At 63.2% G+C, this 15048-nt stretch carries 17 protein-coding genes and 2 pseudogenes; 12 read left to right on the plus strand and 7 right to left on the minus strand.

Features of this window, described 5'->3' with window-relative positions:
• From EN742_RS07445 to hflX, 5 genes are all read left to right on the plus strand, one after another.
• A partial coding sequence (locus tag EN742_RS07445; protein ID WP_128332611.1) for an ATP-binding protein occupies positions 1-676 on the plus strand: 676 nt, incomplete at its 5' end.
• Complete coding sequence (locus tag EN742_RS07450; RefSeq protein ID WP_127422010.1) at positions 666-2027, plus strand: sigma-54 dependent transcriptional regulator; 1362 nt, start codon at positions 666-668, stop codon at positions 2025-2027. The genes EN742_RS07445 and EN742_RS07450, both read left to right, overlap by 11 nt.
• Positions 2028-2126: 99 nt before the next feature.
• Positions 2127-2990: a D-amino-acid transaminase gene (locus tag EN742_RS07455; protein WP_126054610.1), complete on the plus strand. Its 864-nt coding sequence runs from the start codon at positions 2127-2129 to the stop codon at positions 2988-2990.
• Positions 2991-3134: 144 nt separating this feature from the next.
• Positions 3135-3380 carry an RNA chaperone Hfq gene (gene hfq / locus EN742_RS07460; RefSeq protein WP_066989720.1) on the plus strand — a complete coding sequence of 82 codons (246 nt, stop codon included), beginning with the start codon at positions 3135-3137 and terminating at the stop codon, positions 3378-3380.
• A complete protein-coding gene (hflX, locus tag EN742_RS07465) occupies positions 3381-4769 on the plus strand; it encodes a GTPase HflX (RefSeq protein WP_128332612.1) in 1389 nt (462 codons plus the stop codon).
• Between the two features lie 6 nt (positions 4770-4775).
• On the opposite strand, the gene mazG is transcribed toward hflX, so the two are convergent.
• Entirely contained in the window at positions 4776-5600 is an 825-nt protein-coding gene (mazG, locus tag EN742_RS07470) for a nucleoside triphosphate pyrophosphohydrolase (RefSeq protein ID WP_127407661.1), read from the minus strand.
• 83 nt (positions 5601-5683) lie between these two features.
• On the minus strand, positions 5684-6868 hold the full coding sequence (locus EN742_RS07475) for an amino acid aminotransferase (protein ID WP_128332613.1): 1185 nt from the start codon (positions 6866-6868) through the stop codon (positions 5684-5686).
• Between the two features lie 196 nt (positions 6869-7064).
• On the opposite strand from EN742_RS07475, the gene EN742_RS07480 reads away from it, so the two are divergent.
• The 3 genes from EN742_RS07480 to EN742_RS07490 are packed head-to-tail and all read left to right on the plus strand — an operon-like array spanning position 7065 to position 9088.
• Positions 7065-7583: a sigma-70 family RNA polymerase sigma factor gene (locus EN742_RS07480; RefSeq protein ID WP_189347396.1), complete on the plus strand. Its 519-nt coding sequence runs from the start codon at positions 7065-7067 to the stop codon at positions 7581-7583.
• Positions 7580-8350 carry an anti-sigma factor gene (locus EN742_RS07485; RefSeq protein WP_126054605.1) on the plus strand — a complete coding sequence of 257 codons (771 nt, stop codon included), beginning with the start codon at positions 7580-7582 and terminating at the stop codon, positions 8348-8350. The genes EN742_RS07480 and EN742_RS07485 overlap by 4 nt, the downstream gene beginning before the upstream one ends.
• Positions 8351-8371: 21 nt before the next feature.
• Positions 8372-9088, plus strand: a complete 717-nt coding sequence (locus EN742_RS07490; protein ID WP_127405998.1) for a Bax inhibitor-1/YccA family protein — start codon at positions 8372-8374, stop codon at positions 9086-9088.
• Here EN742_RS07490 and EN742_RS37925 read toward each other — a convergent pair.
• Positions 9069-9407, minus strand: a complete 339-nt coding sequence (locus tag EN742_RS37925; RefSeq protein WP_189375218.1) for a hypothetical protein — start codon at positions 9405-9407, stop codon at positions 9069-9071. The genes EN742_RS07490 and EN742_RS37925 overlap by 20 nt on opposite strands.
• Before the next feature lie 62 nt (positions 9408-9469).
• On the opposite strand from EN742_RS37925, the gene EN742_RS07500 reads away from it, so the two are divergent.
• The 3 genes from EN742_RS07500 (at position 9470) to EN742_RS37930 (ending at position 11731) form a co-directional block, all read left to right on the plus strand.
• Positions 9470-10246 (plus strand): pyrroline-5-carboxylate reductase, encoded by a 777-nt coding sequence (locus tag EN742_RS07500; RefSeq protein ID WP_127405999.1) that lies wholly within the window; start codon positions 9470-9472, stop codon positions 10244-10246.
• Between the two features lie 125 nt (positions 10247-10371).
• Complete coding sequence (locus tag EN742_RS07505) at positions 10372-11322, plus strand: aldose 1-epimerase family protein (protein ID WP_127406000.1); 951 nt, start codon at positions 10372-10374, stop codon at positions 11320-11322.
• Positions 11323-11563: 241 nt separating this feature from the next.
• Positions 11564-11731, plus strand: coding sequence for a hypothetical protein (locus EN742_RS37930; protein ID WP_189375219.1), 168 nt, complete (start codon positions 11564-11566; stop codon positions 11729-11731).
• A 244-nt stretch (positions 11732-11975) separates the two neighbouring features.
• Here the strand turns inward: EN742_RS37930 and EN742_RS07510 are convergent, their stop codons facing one another.
• From EN742_RS07510 to EN742_RS39205, 3 genes and pseudogenes are all read right to left on the minus strand, one after another.
• Entirely contained in the window at positions 11976-12332 is a 357-nt protein-coding gene (locus EN742_RS07510) for a hypothetical protein (RefSeq protein WP_127406001.1), read from the minus strand.
• An 83-nt stretch (positions 12333-12415) separates the two neighbouring features.
• Positions 12416-12922 (minus strand): annotated as a pseudogene (locus EN742_RS07515) (ISNCY family transposase); the annotation flags it as partial.
• 392 nt (positions 12923-13314) lie between these two features.
• Positions 13315-13479: pseudogene (locus tag EN742_RS39205) on the minus strand (ABC transporter ATP-binding protein); the annotation flags it as partial.
• On the opposite strand from EN742_RS39205, the gene EN742_RS37935 reads away from it, so the two are divergent.
• Positions 13471-14133, plus strand: coding sequence for a MurR/RpiR family transcriptional regulator (locus EN742_RS37935; RefSeq protein WP_281034947.1), 663 nt, complete (start codon positions 13471-13473; stop codon positions 14131-14133). The pseudogene EN742_RS39205 and the gene EN742_RS37935 overlap by 9 nt on opposite strands.
• Positions 14134-14201: 68 nt before the next feature.
• Here EN742_RS37935 and EN742_RS07525 read toward each other — a convergent pair whose 3' ends face one another.
• Positions 14202-15020, minus strand: a complete 819-nt coding sequence (locus EN742_RS07525) for an MBL fold metallo-hydrolase (protein ID WP_128332614.1) — start codon at positions 15018-15020, stop codon at positions 14202-14204.
• Positions 15021-15048: the final 28 nt, after the last annotated feature.

The raw sequence follows: 15048 nt of genomic DNA on the forward strand, positions 1-15048 counted from the left end.
CGGCAAGGTCATCACCGAGGACCGCGAGGTCTTCGACCAATGCACCGACACGATCATCCGCCAGGTCGAGGATATCGGCCGCATGGTCGACGAATTCTCGGCCTTCGCGCGCATGCCGAAACCGGAGATGAAGGCCATCGACCTGCGCGAATCGCTGCGCGAAGCCTCGTTCCTGGTCGAGGTCAGTCGTTCAGACATCGCTTTCGAGCGCGATTTCGGCAGCGAACCACTGAAGGGCACCTTCGACAGCCGGCTGATGGCGCAGGCCTTCGGCAACGTCATCAAGAACGCCGCCGAGGCCATTGACGGACTTGAAGCAAAAGATCGTTCGGACGGCACAATCCGGATTCAAGCCGGACGTCAAAATGGCGCCATCCGAATCGATGTCATCGACAATGGCAGGGGACTGCCGCGCGAGAATAGGCAGCGGTTGCTCGAGCCCTATATGACGACGCGCGAAAAAGGCACTGGCCTTGGCCTCGCTATCGTCAAGAAGATCGTGGAGGACCATGGCGGCCGGCTCGAACTCAACGATGCGCCGGCGGATTTCCACGGTGGCCGCGGCGCGATGATCTCGATCATCCTGCCGCCGGCTTCGGTCGTTGCCACGCCGCCTCGCGGCGAAGGCCGGAACGAACACGAAAGAGAAACTGAAAAGGTCGGTAATGGCGTCTGACATTCTCATCGTCGATGACGAGGAAGACATCCGCGAGCTCGTCGCAGGCATCCTGAGCGACGAAGGTCACGAAACCCGCACGGCGTTCGACGCCGACAGCGCGCTTGCAGCAATTGCAGATCGCGCGCCGAGGCTGATCTTCCTCGACATCTGGCTGCAGGGCTCGCGCCTGGACGGCCTCGCGCTGCTGGACGAGATCAAGACGATGCATCCCAACCTCCCGGTGGTGATGATCTCCGGTCACGGCAATATCGAAACGGCGGTTTCCGCCATCCGCCGCGGCGCCTACGATTTCATCGAGAAGCCGTTCAAGGCCGACCGACTGATCCTGATCGCCGAGCGCGCGCTCGAAACCTCGAAGCTGAGGCGCGAGGTCTCCGACCTCAAGCAACGCAGCGGCGAGACCTTCGACCTGATCGGCATGTCTTCGGCGATGAGCCAGTTGCGCCAGACCATCGAACGCGTCGCGCCGACCAACAGCCGCATCATGATCGTCGGCCCGTCCGGTTCCGGCAAGGAGCTGGCGGCGCGCGCCATCCATGCGCTGTCGACGCGCAAGGCCGGACCGTTCGTGACGCTGAGCGCGGCCACCATCACGCCCGAGCGAATGGAGATTGAACTGTTCGGCACCGAATCGAACGGCACCGAGCGCAAGGTCGGCGCACTGGAAGAGGCGCATCGCGGCATCCTCTACATCGACGAAGTGGCCGACATGCCGCGCGAGACGCAGAACAAGATCCTGCGCGTGCTGGTCGAGCAGCAGTTCGAGCGGGTAGGGGGCACCAAGCGGGTCAAGGTCGATGTCCGCATCATCTCGTCCACCTCGCAGAACCTGGAGGCGATGATCGCCGACGGCCGCTTCCGTGAGGACCTCTATCACCGCCTGGCAGTGGTTCCGGTCATGGTGCCGGGGCTGGCCGAGCGACGCGAGGACATTCCCTATCTGGTCGACAATTTCATGAAGCAGATCGCGCGCCAGGCCGGCATCAGGCCGCGCCGCATCGGCGACGACGCACTCGCCGTGCTGCAGGCGCATAACTGGCCGGGCAATGTCCGGCAGTTGCGCAACAATGTCGAACGGCTGATGATCCTGGCGCGCGGCGAGGACGTCGACGCCCCGATCACCGCCGATCTGCTACCGTCGGAGATCGGCGACGTCATGCCGCGCACGCCCAACCAATCGGACCAACACATCATGGCGCTGCCGCTGCGCGAGGCGCGCGAACAGTTCGAGAAGGACTACCTGATCGCCCAGATCAACCGCTTCGGCGGCAACATCTCGAAGACCGCCGAGTTCATCGGCATGGAGCGCTCCGCCCTGCACCGCAAGCTGAAGTCGCTGGGCGTCTGAGGACAGCTGTACTTGATCCAGCGGCGCCCAGCCGGCCGATTGCCGATTACGGCCGCGGCGGAATCGCTTAAACAAACCGAAAGTCTTCAGGGGTGATCCATGCCGCGCATTGCCTATGTGAACGGGCGCTATGTCGCTCATGCCGACGCTTCGGTGCATATCGAGGATCGCGGCTATCAGTTCGCCGACGGCGTCTATGAGGTCTGCGAGGTGGCTCGCGGCTTCATTGTCGACATGCCGCGCCATCTCGGCCGGCTGAGCCGGTCGCTTTCCGAACTGTCGATCGACTGGCCGGTGACGCAGCGTGTGCTGCCGCTCATCCTGCGCGAGGTGGTGCGCCGCAACCATGTCGTCAACGGCCTCGTCTATGTCCAGGTGACGCGTGGCGTCGCCAGCCGCGAGTTCGTTTTCCCGGGGCCCGGTACCACGCCGTCGCTGGTGGTGACCGCGAGGAAGGCGGACCCCGCCACTGCCGCCAGGCGCGCAGAGACCGGCATAAAGGTCATCACCGTGCCGGAGAACCGCTGGGACAGGGTCGATATCAAGAGCACGGGCCTGCTGCCCAACGTGCTGGCCAAGCAGAAGGCCAAGGAAGCCGGCGCCCAGGAGGCGTGGTTCGTCGACACCGACGGCATGGTCACCGAGGGCGGCTCCTCCAACGCCTGGATCGTCACCAGGGACGGCGTGCTGGTGACGCGGCCGGCCGAGCACGGGATCCTGCGCGGCATCACCCGCACGACGCTGTTCGACGTTGCCGCCAAACTCGGCCTGACGATCGAGGAGCGCAAGTTTTCGGTCGCCGAGGCCAAGGCGGCGCGCGAGGCCTTCATCAGTTCCGCGACCACGATTGCCATGCCGATCGTGGCAATCGACGGTGCTCCGGTGGCCAATGGCCACCCCGGTTCCATGACACTTTCGTTGCGCCAGGCCTTTTTTGACGTTGCGGAAAAAAGTCCGGCCTGATAACCGCAAAGATGGAATGAAAATCAATATATCTCGTTCTGCTTGTCGTTATTGACGGCAAGAGGGTGTTTGCGCGCTTGACATGTGCCGGATAAATTGGCGCATTGGCTGCAAACCGAAGGGGATCGGCGAAAGACAAGAACAATGGCGGAACGATCGCAAAACCTTCAGGACCTGTTCCTGAATTCAGTTCGCAAGAGCAAAAATCCACTCACCATCTTCCTCATCAACGGCGTGAAGCTGACTGGCGTGGTCACCTCGTTCGACAATTTTTGTGTGTTGTTGCGGCGTGACGGCCATTCCCAGCTCGTTTACAAGCACGCCATTTCCACGATCATGCCGAGCCAGCCGGTTCAGATGTTCGATGGCGAGGAAGGCCAGGGCGCCTGATTGGCACGTGAGAAAGACGCGGACCGCAGCGTCCGCGGGAAACCATCACATCAGCTGAGGCCGGAAGACAAAGCTCCGACCCGGGCCATTGTTATTGTGCCCGTGCTTACCCGCCAGCCGCGAGGCGAGGACGAGACCAATCGGCCGCGTCTGACGCGTTCCGCGGAGGCCCGCCACGATGAAGCGGTCGGCCTCGCCGGCGCCATCGACCTCGATCCGGTCCATAGCGCGGTGGTGACCGTCACCGATCCGCGCCCGGCCACCTTGCTCGGCAGCGGCAAGGTGGCGGAATTCGCCCATATCGTGAAGGAGCGCCACGCGGAACTGGTCATCGTCGACCATCCGCTGACGCCGGTGCAGCAACGCAATCTCGAAAAGGAATTCAACGCCAAGGTGCTCGACCGCACCGGGCTGATCCTGGAGATCTTCGGCGAGCGCGCGCGCACCAAGGAAGGCACGCTGCAGGTCGAGCTTGCGCATCTCAACTACCAGAAGGGCCGCCTGGTGCGGAGCTGGACCCACCTTGAGCGCCAGCGCGGCGGCGCCGGCTTCCTCGGCGGTCCCGGCGAAACGCAGATCGAATCCGACCGGCGGCAGTTGCAGGAAAAGATCATCAAGCTGAAGCATGAGCTGGAAACTGTGCGCCGCACCCGCGACCTGCACCGTGCCAAGCGCAAGAAGGTGCCGTTCCCGGTTGTGGCGATCGTCGGCTACACCAATGCCGGCAAGTCGACGCTGTTCAACAAGCTGACTGGGGCAGGGGTGCTGGCCGAGGACATGCTGTTCGCCACGCTTGACCCGACGCTGCGCCGCGTGCGCCTGCCACATGGCACACCCATCATCCTGTCCGATACGGTCGGCTTCATCTCGGACCTGCCGACGCATCTTGTTGCCGCCTTCCGGGCGACGCTGGAAGAGGTGGTCGAAGCCGACCTCGTCATCCACCTGCGCGACATCTCAGACCCCGATACGGCGGCGCAGGCCGAGGATGTCGAGCGCATCCTTGCCGATCTTGGCGTCGATGCCAGTGACGCCAAGCGCGTCATCGAGGTCTGGAACAAGATCGACCTGCTCGACGAGAGCAACCGGGAGCGGTTGCTGGCCGATGGCGCCGCCACCAAGGCGCCGCCGGTCGCCATATCGGCGGTCACCGGCGAGGGCATCGATGCGCTGAAGGCGCTTATCGAAACCAGGATGTCGGGTGAGCTGGAAACGACGACGCTGACGCTGACGCCAGCCCAGTTTGGCCTTGTCGACTGGATCTACCGCAACGGCGACGTCGTTTCGCGGGTCGACAATGAGGATGGCAGCGTCACCATTTCGCTCAATGCCACGCACAGCTCACGGCAAGAGATCGAGAGCCGATTGCACCGTAAGAACAACGGTTAAGCCTGGTTATTTCTCGCCCTTGGCCTGCTGCCAGAGCGCTTCCATCTCATCCAGCGTCGCCTTTTCCAACGTGTTGCCGGAGGCTTCCAGCGCTCGCTCGACATAGTGGAAGCGGGTGCGGAATTTCTCGTTGGTGCCGCTGAGCGCGGCTTCGGCGTCGAGCTTGAGGTGGCGGCCAAGATTGACGACGGCAAACAGCATGTCGCCGAACTCGTCCTTGATGGGTGCCGCGTCGCCGGTGGTGAGTGCTTCGCGCAATTCGCCGATCTCCTCCTCGATCTTGTCGAGGATGGGCGCCGCCTCGCTCCAGTCGAAGCCGACGCGAGCCGCCTTTTCCTGCAGCTTGAGCGCCCGGGTCAGCGCGGGCAGCGCCACCGGCACGCTGTCGAGGAACCCCTTGCCATTGTCTTCTGGGTCGAGCCCGCGGGCGAGGCGCGCATCGCGCTTCTCCGCCTTCTCCACCGCCTTGATTTTTTCCCACATGCCCTTGGCCATGCCGGCGCTGCGCGCCTCCTCGTCGCCGAAGACGTGCGGATGGCGCCGGATCATCTTGGCGGTGATCGCCTCGACGACGTCGCCGAAGGCGAATTCGCCAGCCTCCTCAGCCATTTGCGCGTGGTAGACAACCTGCAGCAGCAGGTCGCCGAGCTCCTCGCGCAGGTCGTCGAGATCGCCGCGCGCAATGGCATCCGCCACCTCGTAGGCTTCCTCGATCGTGTAGGGCGCGATGGTCGAGAAATTCTGCTCGATATCCCAGGGGCAGCCGGTCTTGGGCGCCCTTAGTGCCGCCATGATCTCGATCAGCCGGGAAATGTCCTTGGAGGGTTTCATCAGGCCGATGCTATCCTTGCGCCCATCGCGCAGCCAACGCTGGCAGCCGACGCGAGGGCGGTTGTCCACAGCTGCGCGGCGGCTCAGTCCAGAACCGATACGATCGCCTTGGCGAGCGCGTCCATCCCGTCCTCGGGCAGGCCGGCCACGTTGATGCGGCTGTCGCCGACCATATAGACGGCGTGCTCGGTGCGCAGCCGCTCGACCTGAGCTTCCGAAAGGCCTAGGCGCGAGAACATGCCGCGATGGCTGGCGACGAAATCGAAGCGGTCGGAATTGGACTGCCGGCGTAGCGCCTCGGCGAAGGCGACGCGCAGCCGCAGCATGCGCAGCCGCATCTCCTCTAGTTCCGCCTGCCAGTCCGCGCGCAAAGCGGCGTCTTCCAGCACGATGCGTACCGCCGCCGCGCCATGGTCCGGCGGCATCGAATAGAGTGCGCGCGCCGCAGACAGCATCTGGCTCATCGCCACATCGGCCTGCGCACCGTCCTTGGCCAGGATCATCGCCGCGCCGACGCGGTCGCGGTAGACAGCAAAGTTCTTCGAGCAGCTCGAGGCGACGACCATTTCCGGGACTTTTGCCGCGAGCAGCCGCAGGCCCGCGGCGTCGGCGTCGAGGCCCTCGCCAAAGCCCTGGTAGGCAATGTCGACGAAGGGCAGCAGGCCGCGCTCGACGACCAGGTCGGCGACCTCGGCCCACTGCGCGGCATCGAGATTGGCGCCGGTCGGATTGTGGCAGCAGCCATGCAGCAGCACCACGTCGCCGCGCTCAGCCGTCCGCAGGGCCGCCACCATGTCCTTGAAGCGCACCGAGCCGGAAGCGGCGTCGAAGTAGGGATAGTCGCGGATCTGCAGACCGGCGGCGCGCATCACCGGCATGTGGTTCGGCCAGGTCGGATCGGACAGCCACACCGTCGCGCCGGCTCGGGTACGTTGCAAAAGCTCGGCCACGAGCCTGAGCGCGCCAGAGCCACCCGGCGCCTGCGCCGTGCGGATGCGCGACAGGTCCGCATTGTCACCAAAGGTGAGCTTGGCCATCGCCGTGTCGAAGGCAGTGTCGCCAGCAAGGCCGAGATAGGTCTTGGTGTCCTGGCCCTGAAGCAGCCGCTTCTCGGCTTCGCGCACGGCGCGCATCACCGGAGTCCTGCCGTCGCGATCCTTGTAGACGCCGACGCCGAGATCGACCTTGCCCGGACGCGGATCGGCGCGATAAAGGCCAATCAACGCAAGGATCTTGTCGGCGGGGGCGGGCTGCAGGGTTTCAAACATCGATACGGCTCCAATGGCGGCGGAGTGATACGCAAAACGGCAGCGCTTCGCCAGCGCTTTTCGATTGCATCAATCTTGAGGCTGCGCCGCCCTCCACGTTCCTGTCACATCGGCGTCGTTCGCCAGATCGGACAAAAATCGCTTGTAGCCGGATTAAAACCTTGCCCTGCTCCGTAAACAGGGCATGAAACGGTCGATGCCACGCTTCGATATCGTCGGACAGCTCGGTTCGCTGCGCCGCTATGCGCGCTCGCTGACGCGCGACAGCACGGAGGCCGAGGACCTGGTGCATGACGCGCTGGTGCGCGCCTATGAGCGGCGCGGCACCTTTCGTGCCGGCAGCAACCTTCGCGCCTGGCTGCTTGCGATCGTCCACAACGCCTTCATCGATGGTGTCCGCTCGCGCCGGTCGGAAGCGGCGCGCGTCGAGCAGGCCGGGTACCTTGCCGACAGCACCTCCCCGGCGCCCCAGGACCATTCGGTCCGTCTGGCGCAGGTGCGGACGGCCTTTTTATCCCTGCCGGAGGAGCAGCGGTCGGCGCTACATCTCGTCGCCATCGAGGGGCTGAGCTACGCCCAGGCGGCCGAGGTCAGTGGCGTGCCGCTGGGAACGTTGATGTCACGCATCGGCCGGGCCCGGGCGGCACTGCGCGAGATGGAGGAGGCCGCGCCGGTCGGCAGGAACCATCTCAGGATCGTCAAAGGTGAGCGATGAATGCGATGCTCGATCCCGTGACCGACGCCGATCTCGACGCCTATGTCGACGACCAGATGGAGGTGGCCCGCCGCATCGAGGTGGAGGCGTTCCTGTCCACCCAGCCGGAGGTCGCGGCGCGCGTGATGTCCGACCTTCGGACGCGCGACGAGTTGCGCGTGGCGCTCGCCGGCAAGGGCATGGCGCGGCCGGCGACCGCCGAGGCGGCACGACGGTTGGAGCGCGGACTGACCAGGGACCGCATCTTTTCCGTGCTGCAGCGGGCGGCGGCGGCGGCCATCCTGGTCGCGGCCGGCTGGCTGGCGAACGGCATCTTCGGACCCGTCGCGGTGACCAAGGTTGTCGCTTCCACGCAGCCGCCGGCCTATGTCGAGGAGGCGGTGAGGGCGCACCGGACGACGCTGATGCGCGAGGCGATGACCTCCCAGCGTGAAGCGCCGGACTACAATCCCGGCGAAATCCGTGCCGCGACCGCGATCGTCATGCCGTCGCTGCCAGGCGACTGGAAGGTTCGCGACGTGCAGATCTATCCGTCGCGCTTCGGCCCGAGCGTCGAGATGGCGCTCGAGACCAAGGATCTCGGCCTGGTCTCACTGTTCGCGATCAGGCCCGGAACCTTCGACGTGGTGAAGCCGGCCGTCGCGCCCTCGGGCGATATTTCCTCGGCCTATTTCCAGATCGGCGAGGTCGCCTACGCCGTGGTCGCGCGCAGCGATGCGCGCGACCTCGACCGGGCCGCCGAAACGCTGGCCCGCACGCTTTACTGAGACCAACCAAGGAGACCGATGATGAATACCCCCAATCTGGGATATCGCGCGGGCAGCGGCGCCCGAGCCGGCGCCCTCTACGACGAGGGCCTGCGCCAGCACATGCTGCGCGTCTACAACTATATGGGCCTTGGCCTCGTCGTCACCGGCGCCATCGCCTTCGCCGTGGCCTCGACGCCGGCGCTCTACGTGCCGATCTTCTCCAGCCCGTTGAAATGGGTGGTGATGCTGGCGCCGCTCGCCTTCGTGCTGTTGTTCTCGTTCCGCATGCAGACCATGTCGGCGGCCAGCGCGCAGGCGATGTTCTGGGCCTTCTGCGCCGTCATGGGCCTGTCGCTGGCTTCGGTGTTCCTGGTCTTCACCGGCACCAGCATCGCGCGCACCTTCTTCATCGCCGCCAGCATGTTCGGCGCGACAAGCCTTTACGGCTATACGACAAAGCGCGACCTGACGCAGTTCTCGTCGTTCCTGATCATGGGCCTGATCGGCGTGGTGATCGCCAGCCTCGTCAACCTGTTCCTCGGCTCGACCGCGCTGCAGTTCGCCATCTCGGTGATCGGCATCGCCGTGTTCATCGGGCTCACCGCCTGGGACACGCAGACAATCAAGGAGCAGTACGCCGAGAATTTCGACGCGGAATCGCGGCAGAAGCTCGCCGTCTTCGGCGCCTTCTCGCTCTATCTGAACTTCGTCAACATCTTCCAGCTGCTGCTGAACTTCACTGGCGAACGCGAATAACCCAGTCAGGCATCGGACCTGGCCGAGGCATCTCGGCCGGGTCCATTCCCCAACTCACCCTCGACCGCTCCGCCGCAAGCCCTCCAAACAGGAAGCGCTGCAGATAGAGGAAGCCGATGCCAGCCGGCACGACCGCGAGCACGGACGCCGCTGTCAGAGCCCCCCAATCGGTCTGATGCGAGCCCTTGAAGATCATGATGCCCGGCGTCAGCGTGCGGGGCGCATCGTCATTGATCAGCACATTGCCGAACATGAACTTGTCCAGGCGGCGATGAAGGCGCGCACCGACCGCGATCGTCGGGCCATTGGCCGTTCCCACCCGGCACTCCGGCCACTATGGTCGGCCGACCATCACACGAAACCAACCTTTCGGGACGTCTCATGCAACTCGGCTTTATCGGCACAGGCGCGCTCACCGCCGCAATCGTCACCGGGCTCAGGTCCCTCGCGGAAAATACCGCTGCAATCGTGCTTTCGCCGCGCAACGAAGAAATCGCGACGAGCCTTGCTTCCCGCCACCCGGATGTTCGCATTGCCAGCGACAACCAGGCCGTCCTCGACGATTGCGATACCGTCATGCTCGCGGTCAGGCCGCAGATTGCCCATGAAGTGCTCAGCGAATTGCGGTTTCGGCCCGACCATCGCCTCATCAGCCTGATCGCCACATTGTCTCTCGACGATATAAGGGCTTTGACCGCGCCCGCCGGACACCTGACGAAAGCGCTTCCCATGCCGATGATCGCGCACCGGCTGGGCGCGACGATCATCTATCCGTCCGATCCAGGCGCTGCGGCATTGTTCGGCAGGCTGGGCAAGGTGATCGAGGTCGATAATTCCCGAGAATTCGACGCCTTGAGCGTCGCGACCGCGACCTATGCCAGCTATTTCAAATACCTCGAGACCATCCACACCTGGCTGACGAGCCACGGCGTCGGGGAGGGGACGGCGCGCGACTATGTCGCCTCGCTTTTCAAGGCGCTGGGGACCGCGCCCGAGACCTCGCCGGATGCGGATTTCATGCATCTGGCACAGGACTACGCGACGCGTGGCGGCATCAACGAACAGGTCCTGCACGAGCTCGCCGCGCGCAACGTGTTCGGTGCACTCGCCGAAAGCCTGGACAGCATCCATCGGCGCATCACAGGTGACACGCACTGAACGGAAACGATCGGCGCCCACCTTGGGCATTCGAAATCGAAGTCGAGCCGGGCGCTGCCTCCGCTCTTGAGTTCACGCGAAGTCTTGCTAGCCTGCCAGCCTCGCCAAGCCAGCCGTGAGGACGCATGGAACAGGACAGCCTGACACTGCACGGTGACGGCATCTGGGCGACCATTGTCGGACAGGGGGCCGAACTTGTCTCCTTGCGCAATGCCGAAGGCATTGAGTTCCTGTGGCAAGCCGGTCCCGCCTGGCGTCGTCATTCGCCGGTTCTGTTTCCGATCGTCGGCCGGCTGAGAGGCGACCGGTTGCGTCACCGCGGCCAAAACTATCCGATGACGCAGCATGGCTTTGCCCGCGACAGGCGCTTTGCCTGGGCGGAGCAGGGGCCTTCCTCCTGCACGCTAGTCCTGACTGACGATGCCGAAAGCCGCGCACGCTACCCATTCGCCTTTCGCCTGGCGATACGTTACAGCCTCGGTCCTGACCGCCTGCGCGTGACCTTCGAGGTCACCAACACGGGCGATGAGGTGCTGCCTGCTTCGATCGGCGCGCATCCGGCCTTCAACTGGCCGCTGCTGCCGGAATTGCCCAAGCAAGCCTATCGGCTCACGTTTGCCGAGAACGAACCTGCGCCGATCCGCCGCCTGAAAGATGGCCTGCTGCTGCCGACGGCCCGACCCACTCCGATCGAGGGTAAGACCCTTGCGCTTTCCGAACGGCTCTTCGACGACGACGCCGTCATCCTCGATCAACCTGCCAGCACAAGTGTCCGCTTTGCCGCCGAACGGGGGCCAGCGATCGAAATGTCCTGGCGGGGTTTCAATGAATTGGGCATCTGGTCCAAGCCGGGCGGCGCCCCATTCCTGTGCATCGAGCCCTGGCATGGCCTTGCAAGCCCGTCCGATTTCGACGGCGAATTTGTCGACAAGCCTGGCGTGATGCTGATCGAGCCGGGTGCCCAACGAGTTCTGGGTTATCAGGTCGGCTTGCCCCAGGAGCTTAGGCAATACCGCGCCAAGACGGATCGCATGCGGCTTTCAAACCTGACGGACGACGGTGCCGATCACAAATGACCAGAAGACGGGCGGCGGTGAGAGCCGACAGACCGTCGATGTTGGCGGGGGAATAGAATGGTGAGACTCACGGTGCTTCTGGAGAAATGACGCTGCCAATATTCTCGTCACGAGCAGGGCTTCTTTTCGGTCTGTGCGCTACGCCTGTCGCTCTGCTGTTGGCGCTCTTTTCTGCCGGAGCCGGGCATGGCGACTACGTGCTGGCGCGGCTTCTCTATCCGATGCCGATGTTGCGACGCTATTGACCAACAACACCATCACCAGCGTGTCCGTGGTGCTGGCTGTGGCACAGTTTCCCGCTTACGGAGCATTCGCTGATCCGGGCGGCCGTATCAGGTGGCTGTCGCTTGGCATCCTGCACACTGTTGTGATTGCAGCTGCCTTTAGTGGGCTTCTCGACTATTTCTGAGGACCGCGGTCGCGTGCAAAGGCACCGGTGATTGCCTCATCCACTGTCATTGCAAGATTGCGATGCGACGATTTCAGCAGATTAGAATTGCGACGGAAGCACCCGATCGGGCGTCAGCTGGTCCGGGCGCAGCCTGATCGGGGGCGTTCCAGTTAAGCTCCCCGGCTTTAGCTTTCTCACTCTTGAGCGCCCGAATGGGGCTTCACGTCAACGTAGCGCCGATGATGAGACTTTGGCTTGTGTATCAATCGAAATCGAAGACTTCACCGAAAGCGGCCCCACCCTGCTCTTCAGCAACATGCCAGCCCAACCACGTGGGCTCGTCGATCAAGTTTCGACTGCTCAGAGCCTTAAATAGATCTCGTGCTAGTTGTTCCGGCTTGGAAACGAATTCAGTATTGGACACGAAGCAATCAAGCCGCTGGTGCGGAAAGAAGCCTTCGGCTGGTATTCTAGCATTCGTCATGAAGAACCGTGCGACAGGCGTCGACAAGGAGCCGCCACTCGCATTCCTTTCGATGTGGAATATTCTACCGGATTTGAGATCCCCGTTTGCGGACCACTCAACATAGAAATTTGATGACAGGTCTAGGTCGCTCATTCATAAACTCCCGCGTCGGCGCAGTTTTGCGGACGATTAGCGCGAACAGATCCCGGCCGCCAAGGCTTGGCAACACAAAATAGTCATTCCGCCGCAAGCATCCGCTCGAAGGCCTCTATCTTGGCCAGTGCCTTCTCACGCTTGGCTATCACCTTGGGGTCATTCATAAAGTCGGCTCTGCGCCCTGGTTTGTGCTTCTGATAGCCGTTGCTGACCGCGCCATCAGGAATGCCAAACATATGGTTGTCCTGTCCGGTGCGCCGCGGAGCATGTCTACTGCGATGGACTTCCCGTTCATCCTGCCTGTCGGCGATCCACGTCAAAACCTCATCCAGGCGTTTTTGCTCGACGATCTCACAGCGATTAACAGCCGGCAGGGCGATGCCATCGTGCACGATCTCGAGCCGTCCATCCGGATAGTCGCAAACAAGAACTTTCGAACCAGCCGCGCTCTTTGCGAACTCAGTCGGCTCCAAGATGAAAAGCACCTTGTCGTAGCGCAGCGTAAGAGCTTGGGACAGTTTACGGACCTCCTTATGGCACATGGCAGCGTCGAGATCCTCGTGTTCGGCGAGCGGCCGATGAAGCTCGGCTGATCCCGAGAATCTCAGCGGCGTGAACGACGCTCAGACGCCGATCGCGAACCCGTTGCAATGCTTCGAGGCGGCTCAGTTCCTTATCGGACATGGTGATGAGAAAACGCATGGCAACGCGCTACTCCAAAGACGCCTGGCCTGTTGGTCCTTAGGCGTGGGTTGAAGTGAGTTGCGTTGCTGTGTTTTGTCCCTGACGTTAACGGTTGATCGAGAGCAGGGCTAGAGGCAATGTCGCGTCTCTAACTTGCCCATGTGTCGCATCTCTATATAGCCGCTATATCCATAAGTCGCATAAGATAGATTATGGAACTTCAATGCATTGACAAATGCGAACCGAAACAAGGACTTGGCGTTGCCTTGCCTGCCTAGAGAGGCTCGGCAGACCGCCTCGGATTGTCGGGATTGGCAACGGCGCCAAGCAGCAGCTTCGTATATGGATGCGCCGGTCCGGCGATCACCTCCTTGGTCAGGCCGCGTTCGACGATCGTGCCGTTTTGCATGACGCATATGTCGTCGGCAATATAATGCGCCGTGGCAAGATCATGCGTTATGCGCTGGCGGTCGGCGGCCCCTATCTGGCGCCCGCCGAGACGGGCCGGCATGAAGGCGAACGCTGGCTCGCCGATAATGTCTGCGACGGCGCTATCGAGGCGATCGAACGACTTCGCACCTCCACCGACCAGGAACTGGTGCGAAAGGCAGGGGCATGGTTGGCCGTCGCCAAGTCCGTCCTTGCTTTCGGCTCCGGCGGGAGTTCTTCGATGGCTGCGGTCGAGATGCAGAACCGCCTGTTCCGTCTCGGCATCCAGGTCACCTCGCATATCGATGGCCAGATGCAGCGCATGACGGCCGCTGCGGGCGACCATCAGACGGTGCTTGTGGTCTTTTCAATATCGGGTGCCGTGCGGTCGCAAAAGGATGCCGTCTGGGTCGCTCGCCAATACGGCGCCAAGACCATCGCCATCACCGCGCCTGGGTCGGAACTCGCCCGCGGTGCCGATCTCGTCATACCGTTCAACGTTCAGGAGGACGGTGGTCTCTACCGCCCTTCCTCCTCGCGCTTTGCACTACTGGCCGTCGTCGACATGCTGGCCATCGCAACGGCCGAAGCGATCGGCCCCCGCAGCCTGGAGATCTTGCGCCGCATAAAACAGAATCTCAACGTCCTGCAATTTGACGATCCGCGATTGCCGATCGGAGATTGAACCGAGACCGGCACGGATCCCCACAATTGACACGCGATCGATGCAGCCCGCTTGAGAAACGGTGTCGATCAGGCTGAATGATAAGCGGTCTCTATCACCATGCCATCATATGCCGGCACGATATGATCCGGCGTCTCGGCCATCACCTTGGCATAGTCGAGCGGCACATGCATGTGCGTCAGCACGGCGTTTTTCGGCGCCAATCTGTCGATCCAGCCGAGCGCCTGGCCGAGCGACAGATGGCTCGGATGGGTGTTGTACTGCAGCGCGTCGATCACCAGCATATCGAGATCGCGCAGCCGCTCGGCGGTGGCGTCGGGGAAGTCGCTGATGTCAGGGCAATAGGCGAGCCCGCCGGCGCGGAAGCCAAGCGAGATGATGTCGCCATGGATTTGCGGCAGCGGCTCGAGGGTGAGGGGCCCCCCCTCGCCTTCGATCACCACCGGCCTGGCGTGGTCGATGAGATGCGGCCTGACGATCGGCGGGTACGAGCTGCCCGGCGGCGTCTCGAAACAATAGCTGAACGCCTCACGCAGGCGCCGCATCGTCGGCTGGTCGGCGTGGATGTCAATCAAGTGGCGCTGTTCCAGCACATAGCCGCGCAGGTCATCGATACCGTGGATATGGTCGGCATGCGGATGCGTGTAGACGACCGCGTCGATGCGTTTGACGGACGCCAGAAGCATCTGCTCGCGGAAATCCGGCCCGGTGTCGATGACGACCGTTGTGCGGCCACCGTTCGCCGCGACCCGCTCGACCAGCGCGGCCGCGCGCATGCGCCGGTTCCTGGGATTGGCGGGATCGCAATCGCCCCAGTCGCCGGTGATGCGCGGCGTGCCGGGCGACGAGCCGCAGCCGAGGATGGTGAGGCGCAGCCGGTCGCTCATGCCTCAGGCGCCCGGCACGCCGCGCATC

This window comes from Mesorhizobium sp. M4A.F.Ca.ET.020.02.1.1 (assembly GCF_004022645.1).
Taxonomy (GTDB): domain Bacteria; phylum Pseudomonadota; class Alphaproteobacteria; order Rhizobiales; family Rhizobiaceae; genus Mesorhizobium.